The organism is Streptomyces incanus (assembly GCF_042656345.1).
In the GTDB taxonomy this organism is placed as follows: Bacteria; Actinomycetota; Actinomycetes; order Streptomycetales; family Streptomycetaceae; genus Streptomyces; species Streptomyces incanus.
In genome coordinates, this window is record NZ_JBHSPC010000015.1 from 188,908 (window position 1) to 212,037 (window position 23,130).

Here is a 23,130-nt window from a genome sequence, read left to right on the forward strand (position 1 = left end):
CAACGAGAGCATGCGCGGACCTGTTTCCTTTTCGCCCGTATGGACCCATCGCCTCCGTTCCCGGGCCTCGGCCGCCTGCCTTCCTCGGGGCTTCCGTCATGAATCCGCCGGCACATCGGACGAGTGGGGGTGACGGGTCTCGCGCCTCTGCGGAGGGCCGCCCCTGCGACCCGGAGGGCGTCCCGCCAGGTGGTGCGGGAGGTCAAGGAGCCGGAATCCGCAGGTCCGGGACCGCGGCCCCGCCGGATCAGGTGTTCGGCCCGCCTCGACGGGGCGCTTCGTGGGCTGCCGCCTCCACGGAGCCCGCCGTGGGCCTCGTACCGGAACGCGAAGCGCTTGATCACCTGCACCACGTCGTGGGACACGACCGCGATCCGATAGGACGGTCTGTCAGGCAGGGAGGAGCTGCCCGTGGACGCCCGCTTCGCTCGGTACGGAGCCCCGGCGCGCGGCGTTCCTCCCGAGGCCGGCCACCGGCGGCCTCACCGCCCTCGCCGCACCCGGCGCCGGCGGCCGGGCTGCCGGTGGGCCGGGACGCGCGACGGGCGGCGCCTCGCCGGAACGCGCGACAGGCGGCGGCCCACCGGAGTGAACCACCGCCTGGCAGACAGGACGCGGGAAAAGCCGTGGAAGCGGGGGGAGGGTTCGTCGGGTGCCTCGCCTTACTTGGTCGGTTTCTTGCCGGTGACACCCAGGTGCACCAGCAGGGCCAGGTTGGGCTTGAGTTCGGCCTGCTTCACGCCCCAGGAGGTGAAACCTTTCTGGTGCGAGGCGATGGCCGCCAGCATGGTGACCAGGGCACCGGCCACCGCGGCGGGGTTCACGTCCTGGTCGACCCGGCCCTTGGCCTGCAACTCGGCGACGGCGTCCGCCAGGGAGCTGCTCACCGAGTTGAGAATCCTCATACGGAGCTTGTAGAAGCGCTTGTCACCCTCGGCGGCACCGAGATCGACGACACGCAGGATCGCCTCGTTGCGCTTCCAGAAGTCCAGGAAGCCGTCCACTAGTATCTGTGCAGTCTGCCAGCCGGACTTGCCGGCCCAGGAGCGTCCCTCGAGCAGTTCCGCCAACCCGGCTCCGTCGGCGGCCATTTGCTCGGCGATCTCCAGGACGGCGCCCTCGACGTCCGGGAAGTACTGATAGAAGGTCGCGGGTGAAGTCCCCGCCCTCCGCGCGACATCGATGACTTTGACATCCCGATAAGGGGAGGAGCTGAGCATCTCGCTGAGGCAGTCGAGCAGCTTCTGCCGGGTCGCCTGCCCTCGCCGGCCGGCCACGCGGCCGTCGACGGTACGCACCTGTCCTGTCATGACGTCAGCTTACCGAGGGGTGATGGGAGCGCGATTCGGCCGACTGCAAATGGGGTGTGCGGGTCGGTCGTGCCTGGTGTGCCTGGTCTGCGCGGTGCGTGCGGCACCGCTACTTTGGCGACATGGCCGAAAACAGGGCATCGGAGTACACCGAGGGCACCCCGTGCTGGGTGGACGCACAGCTTCCCGACGTGGAGGCGGGCAAGCGGTTCTACGGTGAACTTTTCGATTGGACGTTCGAAGACCAGCCGGAGCAGCCCGAGTGGCCCGCACCGGCCTCGCGGCCCACGCAGTCCGTGCGGCCCTCGCCGCCCCTGGAGACCGTGCGGGCACTGCTCGGCGGCAAGCCGGTGGCGTCCCTCGCGCACAAGACGGACGGCCGGCTCCCCACCGTGTGGACGGTGTCCTTCGCGACCCCGGACGCCGAAGCGCTGTGCCGACGGATCCTCGCGGCGGGCGGACAGCTCGTCTCCGCGCCGCGCGCGGTCGGCGAGCTCGGCGTCACCGCGCTCGTCACGGACCCTGAGGGTGCCGTCTTCTCCCTGTGGCAGCCCGGCGAGCGCCCCGGTTTCGGCCGTCGGCACGAGCGGGGCGCCTTCGCCTGGGTCGAGCTCTACACCCGCGACACCGAGGCGGCCAACACCTTCTACGGCGCCCTCTTCCACGACGCCCTGTTCGGGAAGGGCGTCGAGCCCGACTTCGGCCGTGCCCCGGTCTCCGACGTCTTCCCGGCCGAGATGCCGCCCCACTTCCTCGTCCACTTCGCCGCCGAGGACCTCGAGGCCACCATGGCGGACGTGACCCGGCTCGGCGGCCGCGTCCAGGTGCCGCCCTTCGGGACGTCGTACGGCACGGTGGCCGTGGTCACCGACAGCCAGGGTGCGTCCTTCGCCCTGCTGTCCCGCTGAGCGGCCCCGACGCGTTCCCGTCCCGGAAAGCCCTCGCACCGCCCGCCGCGACTCCTCCGGGGCGCCCGTCGGGCCGCCCCGGCACGGCCCTTCGGTCTCCCGCCGACCGCCCTCCCGGACACCCCTCAGGTTCCGCTGGTCGCCCGCCCTGCCCCCGGTCCACCCCATTGTTTTGCATATAAGACTAGACACCCCCTATGTCGCCGGGTTCGCAACCAGCGCCCCGGACAGGAAGAATCGGGGTGCGTGCCGCCCCGGGGCTGCGGTGGTGAGACGCTGCACTTCGGTCGCGCACAGGTGGTGGCGCGATTCGTACGGGGAGGTGGCAGGCAAAGTGGTGGATCAGCTGACGCAGCACGATCCGCGGCGTATTGGGCCGTTCGAGGTGCTGGGACGGCTGGGTGCCGGCGGCATGGGGCTGGTCTATCTCGCGCGCTCGGCGTCCGGCCGGCGCGTGGCGATCAAGACGGTCCGCACCGAGCTGGCCGAGGACCAGTTGTTCCGCGTCCGTTTCACACGCGAGGTGGAGGCGGCCCGCGCGGTCTCCGGTTTCTACACCGCGGCCGTGGTGGACGCCGACCCGCGCGCCGCCGTGCCGTGGCTGGCGACCGCGTACGTCCCCGCACCCTCCCTCGAGGAAATAGTGAACGAGTGCGGGCCTCTCCCCGCCCAGGCGGTGCGCTGGCTGGCGGCCGGGGTGGCGGAGGCGCTGCATTCCATCCACGGCGCCGGGCTCGTCCACCGCGACCTCAAGCCGTCGAACGTCCTCGTCGTCGAGGACGGTCCGCGAGTGATCGACTTCGGGATCGCCTCCGGCGTGTCGAACACACGTCTGACGATGACGAACGTCGCCGTCGGTACCCCCGCCTACATGTCTCCCGAGCAGGCCAAGGACTCCCGCAGCGTCACCGGCGCCAGCGATGTGTTCTCCCTCGGTTCCACCCTGGTCTTCGCGGGCACCGGACACGCCCCGTTCCACGGCGCGAACCCGGTCGAGACGGTCTTCATGCTGCTGCGCGAGGGCCCGGACCTGGACGGTCTTCCGGACGAGCTGCGCCCGCTGATCGAATCCTGCATGGAGATGGAGGCCCCGGCCCGGCCCAGCCCCGCCGACCTCCAGTCCCAGCTCGCCCCGCACCTGTTCGGCTCCGGCTCCGACGACAGCGGCACGGCCTCCGCGTGGCTGCCCGAGCGGGCGGTGAGCCTGATCGAGGGCCGCCGCAACGGTCGCCCGCCCGCCCGTCCCGCCCCCGGCGGCGGCCGCAGCGCCGGCGGCGCCCGTCCTCCGGTATCGCCTCCGGTGCCGCCCCCGCCTCCGCACGACCCCGTCGTCCCGCCGCTTCCGCCGGTGCCGGTCGGTGCCCCCGACCCGGGCCCGGTCCGGCTGGCCGGTGCCGCGGTGCCCATCGGCCCCGGCCCGCGCGTCGCGGACGTGCGCGCCGCCGCCGTCAAGTCGCCCCCACCGGAGGCCGCCCTCGCCGCCTCCTGGTCCACGCCCCGCGCCGGCGTCAACGGCGCCGACCCCGTCCCGGCCGGGGCGCCCGCCGCGCCGCCGGAACAGCCGAGCGGCTGGCGGCCGTGGCGCTTCCGGATGTCCAACGACGTCTGGGGCACCCCGTCCGTCGCCGGTGACCTCGTCTACGTCACCTCCTTCGAGGTGCACGCCCTCGACGTGGCCACCGGCCGTCGCCGGTTCAAGACCCGTGACGTCGCCTGGTCGATGGCGGTCGCCGACGGCCGGATCCACGCCTCCGACGGCCCCACCCTGTTCGCCCTGGACGCCCGCGAGGGCGGCGACCTGTGGCGGCTGTCCACGGACGCCTGGGTGTACTCCCTCCAGGCCGACCGCGGCACCGTCGTCACGGGCACCCGCGGCGGCGGCGTGCAGGGATGGGAGGCGTCCACCGGCCAGAGGCTGTGGGAGGTCACCGGCTGCCAGACCGACTTCGAGTCCCCGGAGGCCGGCCCCGCCGTCCACGACGGCACGGTCTACCTCTGGCAGGACGCCCGCCTGCGCGCCCTGGACGCGCGCACGGGCGACGAGCGCTGGTCGTATCCCATCGGCGACGCGGCCTCCTGCGGAGGTGTCCCCATCCGTCTCACCCCCGCGCCCGACGGGTACGTGTACGTCTCCGCCGGCACCCGCGTCCTCGCCCTGGACATCGCCGGCGGGCACGTCCGCTGGCACTTCGAGGCCCCCGCGGTCTTCCTCTCGCCGCCCGCCTTCGTCCCCGGCCCGGCCGTCACCGGCGGCGGCGTGTACCTCGCCGACTACCTCGGTACGGTCTACGCCCTCGACGCCACCGACGGCCGCGACCGCTGGCGCATCGCCACCGAGGCCCGCTCCTCCGTGGAGCCGGTCCTGGTCGCCGCCGGACACGTCCACGTCGGCAGCGGAAAGGGCCTCTACACCCTGGACGCCGTCACCGGCACGCCCAAGTGGCGCTTCCAGTCCGGCGGCGACATCGTGGGCGCCCCCGCGGTCGCCGAGGGCAGGATCCACTTCGGCTCCACCGACCATCTCCTCTACACCCTGAAGGCCGACGACGGCCGGCTGAGATGGAAACTCGCGACCGGCGGCGAGATCACCGGCTCCCCGGTCGTCCGGGACGGGGTCGTCTACGCCTGCAGCAAGGACCGTTGCGTCTACGCCCTGGACGCGGAGAAGGGGACGGGGACGGCGCGTACGACGTGACGGGCGCCGACGGGCGCTGAGGGGTGTCGGCGGGTGTCGGCGGGTGCTCCGGGGTGTGGGCGCCGGGGACGGGTGCGCGACGGTCGCCCGTCAGTGACGTGCTCGTGACAGACGGTCGGTTGGCTGTGCGGATGCAGTCACGGGGGAACACGCTCAAGCTCACAGCGGTGGCGACGCTGGTCGTCCTCGCCCTCACCGGTTTCTCGACCGGACGCGGTCACGGCGGCGGCGGTGACGGCGGTGACGGCGGTGGAGGGTGCAGCGGTTCGTCGCAGAACCACGACTCGTCCTCGACGTCCGGAGGCGGAACCCACCGCGACTACGACGATGACGACTACGACGGCAGCAGTGGGAGCGGCAGCGGAGAGAACACGTCCCCGCCCCTCCTGGACGCCTCCGTGGAACTGGTGAGCTGCGCCTCGGTCGAGACCCCGTACGCGACGGTCATGGTCACCAACACCAATGCCGTCGACAGCGCCTTCACCGTCACCGTCGACTTCCAGGACCCCGCCGGGGACACCCTCTCCACCCGGTCGCAGGAGGTCGCCGTGACCGCCGACGGCACGAAGGCCGTACGGGTGGAGCTCGGCGACGACAGCGATCTCGCCGGCCGGATCTCCACCTGCGACCTCGACATGTACGCCCCGATCGCCGGCTGAGGCCCACCCGGAAGATCCTGAAGTGGCCGGCTCGGGAAGGCTTCTGAGCGCCTGACAGCGCCTGACAGCGCCTGACGGCGTCCGAACGGCGGCGGGCGCGCGACACGCGTGAGCCCGAAGCACTGAAACGCGAACGCGGGAGGGCGGTCGAGGCCTTCAGCCGCGACCGCCCTCCCGTGCAACCCCGCGGGGGCCGCGCCGGTTCCCCCTCCGCACCGCCGCGGCCCCCGCGTCTCCCTGTGCGGGCGCGCTCTACCGGGTCGGCTTGAAGGGCTCCGACGTGGCGTGGATGTCCTTCGTCTCCAACGGCTCGTCCGTGGCGTGGATGTCGCCCTGGGTGGTGGCGCCGCCGTCCTCGGTCCTGCCGTCCTCGGCCTTGGTGCCGAGCGGCTCGGACGTGGCGTGGATGTCGCCCTGCGGCTTGACGGCCTGCTCGTCGCTCATGATTCTTCCTGCTCCCCTGTGTGGTGTTCTGTCGTCCGGCCCGTCCGGGCACTCCCCCGAGGGTGACCGGACGGGCCGTTTCGGCCGCTCGACCCCAGTGCCCCCCCCCGTTCGGATCATGCCGGACTCGCGTTCCCCCCGGGTCCGGCCTGATCCACACGGAAGACCCTGATGGGCCGGTGCTGCGGCCTCTCCTGACGACCCGCCTGCCCCCCGACGCGACGGATCGACTGGCACCACCATCGCGCCCGGCGATAAACGAACGATGAACGCCGCGACGCCGGGCATCGGGGCCACCCGGCGAGGGCGCCGGTCGGCCCCCACCGCGCCGCTCAGGCAGCCTCCTCGACCGGTGCCAGCAGGGCCCGTACCGCCGCCGCCTCCGGCGACTCGAGCGCCTCGTAGATGCGGACCGCCTCCTCCCAGCAGACGCGGGCGCGCCCCAGGTGGCCGACGCCGGTGAGGGCGTGCCCCAGCACCGTCAGGACGTTGCCGCGCCGCCACTGCCCGCCGATGCCGCGCAGCACCGTCAGCGCCAGCTCGGCGTTCGCCGCGGCCTGGGCGTACCGCCGTCCGGCGATGTCGACCTCCGCCAGGCGGAACAGGGTCATGCCCTCCCACAGCCGCTGCCTGCTGTCGCGGAAGACCTCCAGCGCCTCCAGGAGCCGGTCGGCCGCGTCGACGAGCCGGTGGCTCTGGGTGAGCGCCATGCCGAGGGCGTAGCGGCCGTTCGCGCCGCGCAGGGAGTTGCCCATGGCGTCGTAGATCTCCATGCCCTCCTGGGCGAGCGCCACGGCGCTGCCGGTGCTGCCGGCGGCGAGCCGGACCCGCGAGAGGTTGCAGAGCGCGCTCGCCTCACCGGGGCGGTCGCCCAGCGTCCGGAAGTGCGCGATGGCGTGGGTGAGATGCTCCTCGCCGGCCTCGGTGCGGCCCTGGTAGAGGGCGATCACCCCGCGGGCGTTGTGGGCCCAGCACACGGGCAGCAGGTCGTCGGCCCGCCGCGCGAGACGGACGACCTGCTCGGCCTCCTCGTCGGCCAGGTCGAACCGGCCGCCGTCGAGGTGCGCGTGCGCCAGGGTCATCAGCGCCCGCGCCTCGATCCGGGCGACGCCGGTCTTCCGGGCGGCGTCGTGGAGGGTCCGCGCGGTGGCCTCGTACTCCTTGGAGTTGGCCCCCGACTCCGACAGGTCCACGGCGGTCCACAGCAGGTCGATGCTCCGGCGCAGCGTGTCCGGCAGGTCGGCGCACTGGCGGGCGAAGGACAGCAGGCAGTTCGCCTCGGTGTAGAGCCAGTCCCGTGCCGTCCTGCGGTCGGGGAAGCGTAGTCCGGGGTGGTCGGTGGCGGCCAGATGGTCGACCAGCCGGTCTCCCGGCCGCTCGATCGCGTACACGCCGGCGGCCGTCGCCAGGTAGAAGTCCAGCAGGCGGGAGAGGGCTGCGGCGCGTTCGCCCGGGGGCTGCTCGTCGCGTTCGGCGCAGGCACGGGCGTAGAGGCGGACCAGGTCGTGCAGGCGGTAGCGGCCGGGTGCGGCGGACTCCAGCAGGGAGGTGTCCACCAGGGACTCCAGCAGGTCCTCCGTGTCGTGTGCCGGGAGGTCCAGGACGGCCGCGGCCGCCGCCAGGGAGATGTCGGGGCCGTCGGCCAGGCCGAGCAGGCGGAAGGCGCGGGCCTGGGCGAGCTCCAACTGGCCGTAGCCGAGTTCGAAGGTGGCCTTCACCGCGAGGTCGCCGGCCTGCAGTTCGTCCAGGCGGCGGCGCTCGTCGGCGAGTTTGGCCGCCAGCACGGACACCGTCCAGGTGCGGCGGGCCGCGAGGCGGGAGGCCGCGATACGGATGGCCAGCGGGAGGAAGCCGCACGCGGCCACGACGTCCAGCGCGGCCTCGCGTTCCGCCGCGACCCGTTCCTCGCCCACGATCCTCGTGAACAGGGTCAGCGCCTCGTCCGGGGACATCACGTCCAGGTCGACCAGATGGGCGCCGGCCAGATCCACCATCCGCACCCGGGACGTCACCAGTGCCGCGCAGCCCTCCGTGCCCGGCAGCAGGGGACGCACCTGGGCCGCGTCGCGCGCGTTGTCCAGCAGCACCAGCACTCTGCGGCCGTCCAGCACCGAGCGGTACAGCGCCGCCCGCTCCTCCAGCGAGTCCGGCACGGCGGATTCCGGTGTGCCGAGGGCCCGCAGGAAGGAGCCGAGGACCGTCTCCGGCTCGGCTGCCCGGAGGCCCGCGCCCTGGAGGTCGACGTACAGCTGGCCGTCGGGGAACACGGTCCGCGCCCGGTGGGCCACGTGCACGGCGAGGGTCGTCTTGCCGACGCCGCCTATCCCGGCCAGCGCGGACACCGCCATCACCCGGCCCTCGGCCGAGGTGAGGAGCGCGCCGAGTTCGCGCACGAAGGACGAACGGCCGGTGAAGTCGGGCACGTTCGCCGGGAGTTGGGCGGGCCGGACCGGGGTGGTCGCCGGTTCGGGCGGCGCGGGGGAGGAGGGCTTCGCCAGCTGGGGGTCCGCCCGGAGGATGCGCTGCTGGAGCTCCTGGAGGCCGGGGCGGGGGTCCACGCCCAGCTCGTCGGCGAGCAGGCGGCGGGTGTCCGCGTACACCGCCAGCGCCTCCGCCTGGCGTCCGCTGCGGTACAGCGCCAGCATCAGCAGCTCGCGCAGGCGTTCGCGCAGCGGGTGCGCCGCGGTGAGCGCCGTCAGCTCCGAGACGGCCTCCGCGTGGCAGCCCTGCTCCAGGTCCATGTCCAGCCGCGTCTCGGAGAGCTGGAGCCGCCACTCCTCCAGCCGCACCCGCTGCGCCCGGGCGTACGGGCCCGGTACGCCCGCCAGCGTCTCGCCGTCCCACAGCGCGAGGGCGCGGTCCAGGAGCGTACGGGACGTGCACAGGTCCCCGCCGTGCTTCGCGCGCTCGGCATCGGCGGCCAGCCCTTGCGCCACCGCGACGTCCAGCGTGCCCTCATCCGTCCCGCGCACCGCGTATCCGCCGGACTCGCTGACCAGAATGCCGGGACCCAGCGCCTTCCGCAGCCGGGACGCGTACGTACGGACCGCCGCCAGGGCCTGCGAGGGGGGCTCCTCTCCCCACAGGGCGTCGATCAGCTCGGCCGCCGTCGCCGTACGGCCCCCGCGGAGCAGCAGGGCGGCGAGCAGCGCGCGCTGCTGCGGACTGCCGGTGCCGACGGGCTCGCCGTCGCGCCAGGCGCGCACCGGGCCGAGCACGCTGAAACGCGGCACCGACGGCACCGACGGCTCCGGTGACTCCAACGGCTCGGGCGACGCCGGCGACTTTGGTGGCTTCGGCGGCGTCGCCGGCGAACCGGGACGCCGCCGCTCCGGCACTCGCGGTGCACCGTCCATGCAGTCCCCCTATGCATCCTGAACAACCACGCCAGTCTGCCTTGTCCGTGACGGATGCGGCAGCCGTGCGAGACGGCGATCACACGGGCGCGCGCACGGTCCGCAAGGCCCCCACACCTTCTGCGCACACGTGCGCACGGGCGTGTGCGCGCACACCACCGCCACGGGCCCGCCCCTGGCTCGGTTCGCCTTCCGTTCCCGTGCTGTTGACGGAACGTCAGGCCGACGTCGTGGTGCCCCGTACGGAGACAGGGAGACGCTTCGGGCGCCGCGGACCCAGGACCCCGGATTCCCGCTGATCGTCTCCGTCGGCGACCGGCGGGTCCACGAGGACCCGCACCGCCCCCTCACCCGCCTCGACACCGCCGTCGGACGCGGCAGGGACGAGATCGGGCTGGAGATCATCACCTGCGAGCGGATGCGGACCGCCGATTCACCTTGCCGCGCGTGCGCGCCCGGGAGTCCACCGTCTCGCGGGCGGCGGGCGGAGGGGACCGTCCTGCCGCGCGTGCGCGCCCGCGACGACCGGACGGCCGAGGAGTGGTGCGGGCCCGACGCGCACGGCCGGCTACGCGGGGTGGGGAGCGTCCCGGTCGTCCAGGTCCACCCGTACCGTCAGCAGTTCCGCCCCCATCACCCACACCGCGAGGCTGTTCCCGCGGGGCAGCGTGCGCAGGCGGGCGAGGGGGTCGTCGTCGGGCAGCGGGTGGGCGGTGCCGGTGTACCAGCGGCCCCGGACGCGGACCCGCACCCGGGGATTCGCGCGGATGTTGCGGACGTACTGGGACCGCTCACCGAACTCCGACACCAGCCAGAAGGAGTCCCCGACCCGCCGCCCGCCCACCGGAGTGCGCCGCGGCAGCCCGGAGACACGGCCCGTGGTCTCCAGGAGGGTCTGGAACGGGAGCCGGCGCAGGAGGGGGTTGCCGATCCTGCGCTGGACGGCGGTGACCGCCCGGTACTTGCGTTCGGCGTGACGGCTCATGGTCCCTGGAGCCTACCGGCGGCCCAGGAAGATCGGGTTGGTGAACGCGGCCAGGACACCCGGCAGCGGGCCCGCCGCCGCCTCGTGCCGCAGCTCGGCGCGGACGTAGGCGGCGTACGACGGGGTGGTCCGCCACTCGACGACGCCCGAGCCGGACACCGGCAGCGGGGCGCTGGTGTGCAGCACACCCTGGTCGGTGACGAGGCGGACCGTGCAGCGCGGGGCGCCCGAGGCCTCCAGGCGGACGGTGACCGGCGTGTTCCCGGCCACCTCCAACCGCTCCCCGATACCGGCGTGCTCACCCCGCCCGCCCGACGCGGTGAACGCGACGGAGACGCGCGCGGACTCGGCGACGTACGAACGGCCCGCGCGGATGCCCTCCTGGACGGCCCGGCGGGACAGCTCGTCGGCGAGGACGACGGTCTGCGGATGCCCGACGACGTCCGGGTCCCGGTGGGCGTCACTGCCGCCCATCGCCGGAATCCAGCCGATCTCCCCGCGCCCGTCCTTCCCGCCCTTCCCGCCCTTCCCGCTCGGCCGGCCGTCACCGCCCCGCCGCTCCTCGCGCACCGAAGCGACCAGCATGCTGTCCCAGTCGGCCAGGGCCACCTCGTCGTCGGGCGTCCAGGGGCCGTTCCACACCTCCACCGCGTCCGCCTCGCCGAAGCCGAACTTCCAGTTGCAGCCGATGCAGGTGGCGTGCGGATGCGCCGGTACGACCAGGCCCCCGGCCTCGCGGATCCGGCGGGCGAACCGGCCGAACCGGTTGTCGCGGGCCCGGTAGCGCCAGTCGACGAACGTGCCCGGGTCCGTGCCGAGCGCGACGACGTGCCCGTTGCGGGTGGTGACCTCCTCGCCCAGCAGCACCAGCAGGTCGTCCCCGGCGGCATCACCCCAATGGGCGTGCGCGGCATGCGTGTTGTGCTCGGAGCTGTTGACGAAGTCCAGCCCCGCCGCCCGCGCGAGCGCCGCGATCCCGGCCGGGGTGCGGCGGCCGTCCGAGTACCAGGAGTGCAGATGGCAGTCGCCCCGGTACCAGGCCCGCCCGCGCCCCTTGGCCCGCTCGGGCGGATACACCGGCCGGACCGTCTCGCCGGGCTCCCCGTAGGTGAGCGTGACGGTGATCTCGTACGACAGTCCCCGCGGGGCCACCGTGTACGGGCCCAGCGCGATGTGCCAGGTGCCTTCCCGCACCGGGCCGGGCAGATAGCCGGGGGTGGCGTCGTCCGCGCGGAGGAAGAACTCCGTGCGGGCCCCGCCCGACCAGCCCCGGAAGCCCCTGCCGCCCAGATCGGTGCCGCGCTCGTCGAAGATGCCGATGTCGAGGGCGTTGCCCGCGGTCCCGGCCGGGACGGACGGTCTGTCGTAGGTGTAGGAGACCTTGATCTCCCTTACCCCGTCCGGTACTTCGACGGGGACGTACACGAAGTCGGGGGCGCCCGGCTCGAGGGTGCCGCGTACCGTCTTCGTCTCCTGGTCGCCGCGGTCCGCCGCGGAAGCGAAGGTCACGCTTCCCAAGGTAAGGGCGGCGGCGGCCCCCGTCAGGAAGACGGCGCGCCGTCCGATCCCGGTGTTCCGGTGCTCCTCGCACATGCTGCTGCTCCCGAGGTGTCGTGTGAGGGAAGGGCGTATGGCAGGGCGGATGACTGGGCCTGGGTGGTGCGGGGCCGGTGCGGTACGACTCTGGTATTGAGCAGTGAACTCCCGTGCAAGGGAAGGGAATCGGCAGATTCAGCGGGGGAGTCCGCTGGTCGCCCTTCCCGTCGCCGGGATCAGTTCCGACCGGTCGGTATGGACAGATGGGCCGGGCCCGGGTATTGATGACTCCGTCGTCCGCGTACGAAAGGCCGTTCATGCGCATCGCCGTCACGATCTTCCTCACCGACGAGACGATCACCCCCACCCGGCTCGCCCGTGAGCTGGAGCGGCGCGGGTACGCCGGGCTGTATCTGCCCGAGCACACGCACATCCCCGTCGAGCGGACCACCCCGCACCCGGCGGGCGTCGAGCTGCCCCGGGAGTACACCCGCACCCTGGACCCGTTCGTCGCGCTCGGGCAGGCCGCGGCCGTCACCGAGCGGCTCGGCGTCGGCACCGGCATCACGCTCGCCGCGCAGCACGACCCGATCGACCTGGCCAAGCAGATCGCGACCCTCGACCACCTCTCCGGCGGCCGGTTCACCCTCGGGGTCGGCTTCGGCTGGAACGTCGAGGAGGCCGCCGACCACGGTGTGGAATGGCGGACGCGGCGTGAACTGGTCCGGGACCGGATGGGCCTGATGCGGGCGCTGTGGTCGGAGGAACCGACCGCGTACGAAGGCGAGTTCGGCAGCGTCCGGGCCAGCTTCGCGCACCCCAAGCCGGTCCGGAAGCCGCGCGGTCCGGTCGTCGGACCGCGCACCCTGGTCGGCGGGGCGGCCGGGCCGAAACTGTTCACGCACATCTGCGCGTACGCCGACGGCTGGCTGCCGATCGGCGGGCGCGGCCTGTCCGAGTCCCTGCCCGCGCTGCGCACCGCCTGGGCCGACGCCGGCCGCGACCCCGGCGCCCTCCAGGTCGTGCCGTACGCGGTCCGGCCCAGCCCGGACAAGCTCGCCCACTACGCCGGGCTGGGGATCGAGGAGGTCGTGGTGCAGCTGCCGCCGGAGGGGGAGGCGGGGGTGCTGCGGGCGCTGGACGCGTACCAGCCGTTCGTCGACGCCCGATGACGATGTCCGGCGAGTACCTTCGGGCCACCCCCATGGCCCCCCTTTGCCCTGATCACCCCGAACGTATCCTCGAGGAATGACGACATCGGCATCCGCGACCTCCGGAACCGGCCCGACCGGGAACTCCCTGCGCCGCGCCCTCAGGCGAGCACGGGACGGTGTCTCCCTCGACGTCACCGAGGCGGCCGTCCTGCTCCAGGCGCGCGGTGAGCAGTTGGAGGACCTGTGCGCCTCGGCCGCCCGGGTCCGGGACGCGGGCCTCCTGGCCGCGGGCCGGCCCGGAGTGATCACGTACTCGAAGAGCGTCTTCGTCCCGCTGACCCGGCTGTGCCGGGACAAGTGCCACTACTGCACGTTCGTCACCGTGCCCGGCAAGCTGCGCCGCGCCGGGCACGGGATGTTCATGTCGCCGGACGAGGTGCTCGACGTCGCCCGCAGGGGCGCCGCCGCCGGCTGCAAGGAAGCCCTCATCACCCTCGGCGACAAGCCCGAGGACCGCTGGCCCGAGGCGCGCGAGTGGCTCGACGCGCACGGCTACGACGACACGATCGCGTACGTCCGCGCCATCTCCATCCGCATCCTGGAGGAGACGGGCCTGCTGCCCCACCTGAACCCGGGCGTGCTGACCTGGACCGACTTCCAGCGGCTCAAGCCGGTCGCACCGTCCATGGGCATGATGCTGGAGACCACCGCGACCCGCCTGTGGTCCGAGCCCGGCGGCCCGCACCACGGCTCGCCGGACAAGGAACCCGCCGTCCGCCTGCGCGTCCTGGAGGACGCGGGCCGCTCCTCGGTCCCCTTCACCTCGGGCATCCTCATCGGCATCGGGGAGACGTACGAGGAGCGCGCCGAGTCCCTCTTCGCGCTGCGGAAGATCTCCCGGGCCCATCACGGCATCCAGGAACTGATCATCCAGAACTTCCGCGCCAAGCCGGACACCGCGATGCGCGGCATGCCGGACGCGGAACTCGACGCGCTGACCGCCGCGGTCGCCGTCGCCCGGCACGTCCTCGGCCCCACCGCCCGCATCCAGGCCCCGCCCAACCTCGTCGACTCCGCGTACGAGCGGCTGATCGCGGCCGGCATCGACGACTGGGGCGGCATCTCCCCGCTCACCATCGACCACGTGAACCCCGAACGCCCCTGGCCGCAGATCGACGAACTCGTCGAACGGTCCCGCGCGGCCGGCTTCGAGCTGAGGGAACGCCTCTGCGTCTACCCGGAGTTCGTCCGACGCGGCGAGCCCTGGCTGGACCCGCGGCTGCGCCCGCACGTGGCGGCGCTCGCCGACCCGGCCACGGGCCTGGCGCGCGAGGACGCGGTGGTCGAGGGCCACCCGTGGCAGGAGCCGGACGAGGCGTTCACCGCCACCGGCCGTACCGACCTGCACCGCACCATCGACACCGAGGGCCGCACCACCGACCGCCGCGACGACTTCGACGAGGTGTACGGCGACTGGGGCGCCCTGCGCGAGGCCGCCGCCCCCGGCATGCGGCCCGAGCGCGTCGACACCGACGTACGCCAGGCCCTGGCGACGGCCGCCGACGACCCGACCCGGCTGACCGACGACGAGGCCCTCGCCCTCCTGCACGCCGACGGTCCGGCGCTGGACGCCCTGTGCCGGATCGCGGACGACGTACGGAAGACGGCGGTCGGCGACGACGTCACCTACATCGTCACCCGCAACATCAACTTCACCAACGTCTGCTACACCGGCTGCCGTTTCTGCGCCTTCGCGCAGCGCCGCACGGACGCCGACGCCTACACGCTCTCCCTGGAGCAGGTGGCCGACCGGGCCCAACAGGCGTGGGACGTGGGCGCGGTGGAGGTCTGCATGCAGGGCGGCATCCACCCCGACCTGCCCGGCACGGCGTACTTCGACATCGCGAAGGCGGTGAAGGAACGCGTCCCCGGCATGCATGTGCACGCCTTCTCCCCGATGGAGGTGGTCAACGGCGCCACCCGCGCCGGCCTGTCGATCCGCGAATGGCTGACCGCCGCCAAGGAGGCCGGCCTGGACACCGTCCCCGGCACGGCGGCGGAGATCCTCGACGACGAGGTCCGCTGGATCCTGACCAAGGGCAAACTGCCGGCGGCCACCTGGATCGAGGTCGTCGAGACGGCCCACGACCTGGGCATCCGCTCCTCCTCGACGATGATGTACGGCCACGTCGACCAGCCCCGCCACTGGCTCGGGCACCTGCGCACCCTGGCCGGCATCCAGCAGCGCACCGGCGGTTTCACGGAGTTCGTCACCCTCCCCTTCATCCACACCAACGCCCCCGTCTACCTGGCCGGCATCGCCCGCCCCGGCCCGACGACCCGCGACAACCGCGCGGTCACGGCGATGGCCCGCCTCCTCCTCCACCCCCACATCCCCCACATCCAGACCAGCTGGGTCAAGCTGGGCGCGGAGGGCGCGGCGGAGATGCTCCGCTCCGGCGCCAACGACCTCGGCGGCACCCTCATGGAGGAGACCATCTCCCGCATGGCGGGTTCCTCCTACGGTTCGTACAAGTCCGTCAAGGACCTGATCGCCGTGGCGGAGGCGGCGGGCCGCCCGGCCAGGCCCCGTACGACCCTGTACGGCGAGGTCCCGGAGGAGCGGCAGCAAGCGGCCCGCACCTCGGACGGCCACCTGCCGGAACTGCTGCCGGTGCTGGACTGAGAGCCCCGAACAGAAGGGGAGTCCGATCAGCTCGCGGTGTCCGGTGCGTGCGATCGCAAGGCGCCGGAAGGTCCTCGGTGGGGGTCCCCCCGCTCGAGCGGAGCCGAGGGCGGGGGAGGAGCTACCAGGATCTTCCGGCAACGCGGCTGGGGGTCCCCCCTGCTCGAAGAGCTCGGGGGAGTGCGTGCCGGGCGTCGCGAGCCGGGCGCCCCTTTTGTCCGGGGCGCTGAGGCCGGGGACGAGCGGGGACGGGGCTGTCGAGGGGGGAATCGAGGCAGGCCGGGCAGTACGATGATCGGGCCCCGGAGGTGAGGGGTACTCGTAGCTGAGGAGATGCGTACCGGTGCCTGCCCGTCTTCCTTCGTGGGTCTGGGTGACCGGGCTGACCACGGGGGCGATAGCCGTAGTGGCGGTCCTGGGTGTCCAGGCGGACCGGGGGACGAAGCCCACCGCGTCCACGAGCCGCCCGAGCACGCCGGCGGCGGACGCGAAACCGTCCGCCGATCCCGGGGGCCAGGAGAAGCCGGAGGCGGAGCCGAAGGAGTCGGCGGTCCCGGCCGACTCCGGCACCGGCCGCCGTATCGTCTACTCGCTCGACGACAAACAGGTGTGGCTGGTCGACGCCAGCGACGCCCCCCGCCGCTCCTTCGAGGTCTGGCCGGGCACGGTCGCCCCCGACCCCGGTACGTACACGATCGGCACCCGCACCGAGGCCACGACCGGCAGCGACGGCGTGGACATCGAGCACATCGTCTACTTCGCTGCCAAGTCGGGCGTCTCCATCGCCTTCTCCAACGCCGTCGACGGCTCCTCACCCCCGCCCGCCGAAGGCCGCCGGACCGGCGGCATCCGCGTGGCCAAGGCCGACGGCGAGGCCCTGTGGACCTTCGGCACCACGGGCACGACGGTCCGGGTCGTCGAATAACCGCGCGACCTCAGACCTTCTCGGCCACCACACGCGGATGCCCGGCAGTGAGCAGGCCGACGTCCTCCACGTCGGAGGTCAGGATGGTCACCCGACCGGGGTGCTGCAGGGCGGTCGCGCAGAGCATGGCGTCGATGGCGTACTTGTGGCCGTGAAGGCCGGCGGCACGCAACAGAGCGGCGGCGGACTGGGCAAGCGCCTGGGCGACCGGTTCCACGCGCACACGTGAGAGCGTCCACCGTAGCGCTGCCTCGTTGATCTTCGGATGGATCACCTCGACCAGCACCACGGCGGAGGTGATCACGGGCAGATCGGCGTCACGGGCGGCCGCCAGCCACTCGTGCACTTCCCGGTCCCGCTGCACGGCCTTTGCCAGTCCTTCGCTGTCCAGGACCAGAGCACCGCTCACGCGGCGACCCCCGCCCCGGAGCCCTCTCCGGTGAGCCGGGCGCGTTTGGCCGCCACGGCCTCCGGGTCCGCAGGCCCGTGCACCTCCTCGAAGGCGGCGATCAGCTCATCCAGCTGATCCCGCTCGATCTGCCGCTGAGCCGCTCTCTCCAGATATGCCGAGACACCCCGCTGGCCGACCCGCTCACGGATCGCCCGCAGGGTACCGGCGGTGAGGGTGACGGAGACGCCACTGCTGGGACCGTCGCCGGGAGGGAAATCGGTGTCGTCGTCTGCCATGGGCCCATTGTGGCATTACAAATGCCATAAGTGTCCCGGCTGTGTGTTTGCCGCCGAAGAAGACGAGAGTCAGGTGGAGGGCGACGGCAACGGTGAGCGGCGTGGCGATCGGGGGAAGTGCGCCGTGTGGTGGTGGACATGGCGGGTTTCTTCCCCCTGTGACAGCCCGTGACCCGACACGATTCCGCACGCCGTCCCACGCACGGGCACGGTCCGGAGCACGGCCCGACGCCCACCTGGAGCGCTCAGCCCTGAGTACCGTACGAGGCCGGGCGTAGGTGACCAGGTGGGGTCAGGTCGGTCACTTCGGTCACCGCTCCCATACCTCTCCGTGCCCTGAACCGACCGCCCCTGTTCGCATACAGTGCTTGGCGTCGCACGTACGCACGGTGTCCGGGAGGTCTGGGTGGATGCGACTTCCGGGCCCGTGTGGGGGCGCCGCGAGCAGCAGGACTTCCGCAGCCGGGTGCGCGGAACGCTGCTCGGCGTGGCCCTCGGGGACGCGCTGGGCGCGCCCGTGGACGGGCAGGGCATCGACGCGATCCGGCAGACGCACGGCGCCGCCGGGCTCACCGGACCCGCCCCCGCCCACGGCCGGCGCGGTGCCGTCACCCATCTCACCCAGATGACCCTGTTCTCCGTGGACGGCCTCATCCGCGCCCAGGTGCGGCGCGACACCGGTGCCTGGCACCCGCCGACCGATCTGCACCGCGCGTACCTGCGCTGGGCGACCACCCAGCGGGACTGGGGGCCCGACGAGCGCCGCGAGGAGGACGGGTGGCTCGCGCGCGAGGAGTGGCTCTACGCCCGCCGCGACCCGGCCCGCGCGCTGCTGGTCGGGCTCGGGGACGAGACCATGGGCACGCCCGAGGCGCCCAAGAACCCCGGGGAGGCGGGCCCCGAGGCGGCGGCCCGCTCGGCGCCCTTCGGGCTGCTCGTCGGCTGGGAGCCGCAGCTCGTCGCCCAGCTCGCCGTGGAGTGCGCGACGCAGACCCACGGCCGCCCGGCCGCCTACCTCGCGGCCGGCGGGTACGCGGTGATCGTGCACGGGCTGGCCCGGGGCGAGACCCTCGACACGGCGGTGCAGCGGGCGCTCGCGCTGCTGGCCGCACGGCCGGGGCACCAGCCGGTGTCGGACGCCCTGCAGCAGGCGCTGGGGGCCGTACGGCAGGGGATGCCCACGCCGGAGCGGATCGCGGGGCTCGCCGGGGCGGGTACGGCCGAAGGGCTCGTCGCCGTCGCCGTGTACTGCGCGCTGGTGGGGGAGGACGTACGCCACGGGCTGTGCCTCGCCGTCAACATGGACGGGCCCAGCGCGGCGGCCGGTGCGCTGACCGGCGGGCTGCTGGGAGCCCTGCACGGCGAAACGGCCCTCCCGCCGGCCTGGCTGGCCGAACTGGAGGGCCGTCCCACGATCCTGGAACTCGCCGACGACTTCGCCATGGAGATGACCCAGGGCCCCGCCCTGCACGGCCCGGCCGGCTCGTCCCCGGCCTGGCTGGCGCGCTACCCGCGTGGGGCGGGAGGCGTCCTGACCGGGTGATGACAGCTCTGCCCGGGCGGCCCCGTGACCCCGTGACCCCGTGACGGCCCGACGGGTCCCAGTGCCCCCACAGGCGACGTCCGCTCCGTCGCGACGCCCGGCACGCACTCTCGCCGCACCGGCCGAAAGTCCAGGTACATCCGGTACGAGGACTTCCGGCCGGCACTCCACCGAGCTCTTCGAGCAGGGGGACCCCCAGAGCACCCACCGGACGCCGCTCCTCGACGGGCGAACGCTGCCTGCCGGAGCCCTAGTCCGTCGTCCGGGCGGATGCCGCGTCCGGGGCGCCTGCCGGGGCCGGTACCGCCGCCGCGGCGGAGCCGTCGTCGGTGTTGATGTGCTCGATGACCGCCATCCGCTCCGGGGTGTTCTCCGGCTTCGCGTAGCCGATCAGGACGTACAGGATCAGTGAGACGGCGAGCGGGATCGAGACCTGGTACTCCAGGGGCACGCCCCCCTCGACGGCCCAGTTGATCGGGTAGTTCACCAGCCAGAAGGCCAGCAGGCCCATGGACCAGCTGGTGAGCGCCGCGGTCGGGCCCGAGCGGCGGAACGGGCGCAGCAGCCCCAGCATCATCGGGATGGCGATCGGTCCCATCAGACCGGCCACCCACTTGATGACCACGGTGATGATGTCCTTGAACGTCGGCGAGTTGACCTGGGTCGCCACCGCCATGGACAGGCCGAGGAAGACCACGGTCGTCACCCGGGCCGCGACCAGCCCCGACCGGTCGTTCCACCGCCGCGCCTTCGCGGACAGCACCGGGGCGACGTCCCGGGTGAACACGGCCGCGATGGCGTTGGCGTCCGAGGAGCACATCGCCATCGTGTGGGAGAAGAAGCCCACGATGACCAGGCCCAACAGGCCGTGTGGCAAGAGCTGTTCGGTCATCAGGGCGTACGAGTCGGACCCGTCCGCCTTCTGGGACTCCACGAGCAGCGGCGACATCCACATCGGGAAGAACAGCACCAGCGGCCAGACCAGCCACAGCACCGCAGAGAGCCGCGCCGAGCGCTCCGCCTCGCGGGGTGTGGCCGTGGCCATGTACCGCTGGGCCTGGTTGAGCATGCCACCGTTGTACTCGAACAGCTTGATGAAGAGGAACGCCATCAGGAAGATCGTGCCGTACGGCCCGACCAGCGGCTCCGCGTGCCCTTGGAGCTCGGGCTCGTCCCACACGCCGAAGAAGCCTCCGTGGTCGCCGAGTTCGGCCATCACCGCGACGAACATGGTGATGCCGGCCAGCAGTTGGATGACGAACTGGCCCAACTCTGTCAGCGCGTCCGCCCACAGGCCGCCGATGGTGCAGTAGACCGCCGTGACCACGCCGGTGATGAGGATGCCCTGGTTGAGCGAGACGCCGGTGAACACCGCGAGCAGGGTGGCGATCGCCGCCCACTTCGCGCCCACGTCCACGATCTTCAGCAGCATGCCGGACCAGGCCAGTGCCTGCTGGGTCTTCAGGTCGTAGCGGTTCTTGAGGTACTCCAGCGGGGACGCCACATGGAGCCGGGAGCGCAGCCGGTTGATCCGCGGGGCGAACAGTTTCGACCCGATGGCGATACCGAGGGCGATGGGGAAGGACCAGGTGACGAAGGACGTCACGCCGTACGTGTACGCGATGCCGGCGTAGCCGGTGAACATCACCGCGCTGTAACCCGACATGTGGTGGGAGATGCCGGAGAGCCACCAGGGCATCTTGCCGCCGGCCGTGAAGAAGTCGCTGACGTTGTCCACCCGCTTGTGCGACCAGACACCGATGGCGACCATCACCGCGAAGTAGCCGATGAGCACCGACCAGTCGAGACTGTTCATGTCCCCCCTTCCGGGGTCCGCCATGTGAACTCCGCTCAGCTGGTTGGCACTTCGCCCGAGCGGGGTAGGTGTGCGGTGGATCCGAGGTGCGCCTGCGGCAGGGTGCGAAGTGCCCGCTCATCGTGAGCGCGTAGGCGTGGGCACGACAAGAAAGTGGAGAGTCAAGAGCGCGCAAAGATGTTCACGTTGATGATCGAGGTTCATGATGTTGAACGTGCCGCGGAAGGGTGCAACGGCCACGACGGCGCGTCGGCCGGATCGGGGCCGGGTGGCCGGGTGGAACTCGTCGCCTCCGCCGGGCAGCCGTTCAGGTCCGTTCGCCGTCGGCCGGCGAGCGGCGACGAGGACCGGCTGCCACGGTCAGCGCAGCTCCTCCGGGCACGGTGTGCCCCGCGGTACGCCGTACGGCGCCGCCAGCCGGTACATGCCCGGCTCCGGTGCGAGCAGCACCGTCCACTGGTCGCCGTTCTCGTCTTCCTCCGTCTCCATCAGGCAGCCGTTGACGTTGTCGTACGTCTTCGGCTCGCCCTCCCTCCCGCCGGCGGAGCGGTTCCTGGACTCCTCCGTCTCCTGCGGCCCCTTCAGCTTTTTGCCGTCCGCGTCGATGATGCTCAGCCACGGCGAGTACGGGATGCGTACGACGACCCGGCCCGCCTTCTCGACCCGCATCGTCATCTCGCTCTGGCTGGCCCGCTCCACGACCGTGTTCGGCTCGGCCAGCGAGGACGGGTCGTGCACCGCGAACAGCTGCCAGTTGGCGTCGCCCCAGATCTGCTGGAGATACGGCAGTCCCCGCTGCACCAGCTCCCGCTCCCGCTCACCGCCGTCACCGTCCGGCGTGTCCTTCGGCAGCACCACGAAGTGCACGGCCCAGCGCTTCAGCCACTCGTGATAGTTCGCCGAATTAAGGGTGTCGTCGTAGAAGAGCGGGTTGCGCTCCATGTCGGCCTGCCGGTTCCAGCCCCGCGCCAGGTTGACGTACGGCGCGAGCGCCGAGGCCTCCCGGTGCGAACGCGCCGGGACGACCTCCACCCGCCCCTTGTCGGCGCCGACCTCCTGGAGCTCGTTCACCAGCGGCGCCAGCTCACGCGCCCAGGACGCGGCCGGCGTCGTGTGTACGACGTCGTCGACCGACTTGAAGCCGATCCACCCGACGAACCCGGCGAACGCCACGACGATCGCATACCACTTACGGCTCCGCGGCACCGCGAACGGCAGCGCCGCCACCAGCGCCACCCCGGCGAACAGCATCGCCAGCCGCGTCATGTTGGAACCGATCTGCGAACTCACCAGCCAGACCAGCACCACGCCCAGCCCGTACACCGCGGCCGTGATCCGGACCGTGACCCACTCCCGGGGCACCAGGACGTACACCAGGACCGAGAACACCAGCGGCAGGAACGCCGAACCGAACCCCATCGGCTGCGTCCCCGAGAACGGGAACAGCCAGGCCGACACCGCCACCACCACGGTCGGCCCCAGCCCCAGCGCCCATGCCCCCGGCCGACGCTTCTGCAGGAACAGCGCCACCGCCACCAGCCCCACGAACAGGCCCGCGACCGGCGAGGACATCGTGGCCAGCGCCGCCAGCGGCGCCGCGCACAGGGCCTTCGCCCAACGTTTGTAGCGCCAGCGGTACGGCCAGCAGAACACGACGGCGACCGCGGCCAGCCCGAACATCACGCCCAGCCCGAACGTCACCCGCCCCGAAACCGCGTTGCCCAGCAGCCCGAACACTCCCGCGAGCGCGGCCCACAGCGGATTGCGCACAGCCCGGCTGCGGATGAGCAGCATCGTCAGCAGCGCGGCCGACACCGTCCCCGCGAGCATCATCGTCGTCCGTACACCGAGCACCGCCATCAGGTACGGCGACACCACGCTGTACGACACCGCGTGCATACCGCCGTACCAGGCCATGTTGTACGCGGAGTCGGGGTGCCGGCCGACGAACTCGGCCCAGGCGTCCTGCGCCGCGAGGTCACCGCCACTGTTCGCGAACGTGAAGAACCAGACGACGTGCAGTGCACCGGCGAGCGCGGTGACGGCCAGCACCGGATGCCGCAGCATCCGGGTACGCACCGCGAGAACGACGGCCTTGGGACGGGAGACGCGGACCGAGGTGTCGGGGGTCTCGGTCGTGGAGGAAGCGGTGGGGGCAGGGGGCGGTGTTTCCGGCGTGCCCGCGCCCGGTGGCCGGCCGTCCGCTTCCGGCAGGGGTATTCGCGGGCCGGTCTCCGGGCCCGGATCGGCGTCGTCGGCGCGTTTCGGCTCCGCTGTGGCCACCTGAAGGCACTCCCCGTATGGCGTCTTCGTATCGCGTCTTCGTGTGCGCGTCGTCGTAGCGCGTCTTCTGCTCACGGTAACGGCGTGGTCGCCGGCGACCTGCCTGTTTCGTGACGCTAGCACGCACCCCGGCGACCGGCGCC

At 72.6% G+C, this 23,130-nt stretch carries 16 protein-coding genes; 7 read left to right on the forward strand and 9 right to left on the reverse strand.

Annotated elements, in window-relative coordinates; all coding sequences use genetic code 11:
- Window positions 1-662 precede the first annotated feature (662 nt).
- The gene (locus tag ACFP2V_RS06715; RefSeq protein WP_381207546.1) at window positions 663-1,298 is read right to left on the reverse strand and encodes a TetR family transcriptional regulator; all 636 of its coding nucleotides are present in this window, start codon (window positions 1,296-1,298) and stop codon (window positions 663-665) included.
- 134 nt (window positions 1,299-1,432) lie between these two features.
- Between ACFP2V_RS06715 and kbpA the strand changes: the two genes are divergently transcribed.
- From kbpA to ACFP2V_RS06730, 3 genes are all read left to right on the forward strand, one after another.
- Entirely contained in the window at window positions 1,433-2,218 is a 786-nt protein-coding gene (kbpA, locus tag ACFP2V_RS06720) for an AfsK-binding protein KbpA (protein ID WP_381206882.1), read from the forward strand.
- Window positions 2,219-2,552: 334 nt separating this feature from the next.
- Complete coding sequence (gene afsK, locus ACFP2V_RS06725; RefSeq protein WP_381206885.1) at window positions 2,553-4,913, forward strand: protein serine/threonine kinase AfsK; 2,361 nt, start codon at window positions 2,553-2,555, stop codon at window positions 4,911-4,913.
- Between the two features lie 131 nt (window positions 4,914-5,044).
- Window positions 5,045-5,572, forward strand: a complete 528-nt coding sequence (locus ACFP2V_RS06730; RefSeq protein ID WP_381206888.1) for a hypothetical protein — start codon at window positions 5,045-5,047, stop codon at window positions 5,570-5,572.
- A 252-nt stretch (window positions 5,573-5,824) separates the two neighbouring features.
- Here the strand turns inward: ACFP2V_RS06730 and ACFP2V_RS06735 are convergent, their stop codons facing one another.
- The 4 genes from ACFP2V_RS06735 to ACFP2V_RS06750 all read right to left on the reverse strand — a co-directional run bounded on the left by ACFP2V_RS06735 (window position 5,825) and on the right by ACFP2V_RS06750 (window position 11,950).
- Window positions 5,825-6,016 carry a hypothetical protein gene (locus ACFP2V_RS06735; protein WP_381206891.1) on the reverse strand — a complete coding sequence of 64 codons (192 nt, stop codon included), beginning with the start codon at window positions 6,014-6,016 and terminating at the stop codon, window positions 5,825-5,827.
- 332 nt (window positions 6,017-6,348) lie between these two features.
- Window positions 6,349-9,372: an SARP-family global regulator AfsR gene (afsR, locus tag ACFP2V_RS06740; protein WP_381206894.1), complete on the reverse strand. Its 3,024-nt coding sequence runs from the start codon at window positions 9,370-9,372 to the stop codon at window positions 6,349-6,351.
- 568 nt (window positions 9,373-9,940) lie between these two features.
- A complete protein-coding gene (locus tag ACFP2V_RS06745) occupies window positions 9,941-10,357 on the reverse strand; it encodes a nitroreductase/quinone reductase family protein (RefSeq protein ID WP_381206897.1) in 417 nt (138 codons plus the stop codon).
- Window positions 10,358-10,369: 12 nt separating this feature from the next.
- On the reverse strand, window positions 10,370-11,950 hold the full coding sequence (locus tag ACFP2V_RS06750) for a CehA/McbA family metallohydrolase (RefSeq protein WP_381206900.1): 1,581 nt from the start codon (window positions 11,948-11,950) through the stop codon (window positions 10,370-10,372).
- Window positions 11,951-12,210: 260 nt separating this feature from the next.
- On the opposite strand from ACFP2V_RS06750, the gene ACFP2V_RS06755 reads away from it, so the two are divergent.
- The 3 genes from ACFP2V_RS06755 (at window position 12,211) to ACFP2V_RS06765 (ending at window position 16,658) form a co-directional block, all read left to right on the forward strand.
- Window positions 12,211-13,065 carry an LLM class F420-dependent oxidoreductase gene (locus tag ACFP2V_RS06755; protein WP_381206903.1) on the forward strand — a complete coding sequence of 285 codons (855 nt, stop codon included), beginning with the start codon at window positions 12,211-12,213 and terminating at the stop codon, window positions 13,063-13,065.
- 76 nt (window positions 13,066-13,141) lie between these two features.
- Window positions 13,142-15,733 (forward strand): bifunctional FO biosynthesis protein CofGH, encoded by a 2,592-nt coding sequence (locus tag ACFP2V_RS06760; protein WP_381206906.1) that lies wholly within the window; start codon window positions 13,142-13,144, stop codon window positions 15,731-15,733.
- A 343-nt stretch (window positions 15,734-16,076) separates the two neighbouring features.
- Window positions 16,077-16,658 (forward strand): hypothetical protein, encoded by a 582-nt coding sequence (locus ACFP2V_RS06765; RefSeq protein WP_381206909.1) that lies wholly within the window; start codon window positions 16,077-16,079, stop codon window positions 16,656-16,658.
- Between the two features lie 10 nt (window positions 16,659-16,668).
- Here the strand turns inward: ACFP2V_RS06765 and ACFP2V_RS06770 are convergent, their stop codons facing one another.
- Together ACFP2V_RS06770 and ACFP2V_RS06775 are read right to left on the reverse strand one after the other, a co-directional pair.
- A complete protein-coding gene (locus ACFP2V_RS06770; protein WP_381206912.1) occupies window positions 16,669-17,067 on the reverse strand; it encodes a PIN domain-containing protein in 399 nt (132 codons plus the stop codon).
- Window positions 17,064-17,345 carry a hypothetical protein gene (locus ACFP2V_RS06775; RefSeq protein WP_381206915.1) on the reverse strand — a complete coding sequence of 94 codons (282 nt, stop codon included), beginning with the start codon at window positions 17,343-17,345 and terminating at the stop codon, window positions 17,064-17,066. Before ACFP2V_RS06775 ends, ACFP2V_RS06770 begins: the two co-directional genes overlap by 4 nt.
- A 406-nt stretch (window positions 17,346-17,751) precedes the next feature.
- Between ACFP2V_RS06775 and ACFP2V_RS06780 the strand changes: the two genes are divergently transcribed.
- On the forward strand, window positions 17,752-18,888 hold the full coding sequence (locus ACFP2V_RS06780) for an ADP-ribosylglycohydrolase family protein (RefSeq protein ID WP_381206918.1): 1,137 nt from the start codon (window positions 17,752-17,754) through the stop codon (window positions 18,886-18,888).
- A 250-nt stretch (window positions 18,889-19,138) separates the two neighbouring features.
- On the opposite strand, the gene ACFP2V_RS06785 is transcribed toward ACFP2V_RS06780, so the two are convergent.
- Both ACFP2V_RS06785 and ACFP2V_RS06790 read right to left on the reverse strand, forming a co-directional pair.
- Entirely contained in the window at window positions 19,139-20,704 is a 1,566-nt protein-coding gene (locus tag ACFP2V_RS06785) for a sodium:solute symporter family protein (protein ID WP_381206921.1), read from the reverse strand.
- Window positions 20,705-21,064: 360 nt separating this feature from the next.
- Window positions 21,065-22,987: an MFS transporter gene (locus ACFP2V_RS06790; protein WP_381206924.1), complete on the reverse strand. Its 1,923-nt coding sequence runs from the start codon at window positions 22,985-22,987 to the stop codon at window positions 21,065-21,067.
- Window positions 22,988-23,130 lie beyond the last annotated feature (143 nt).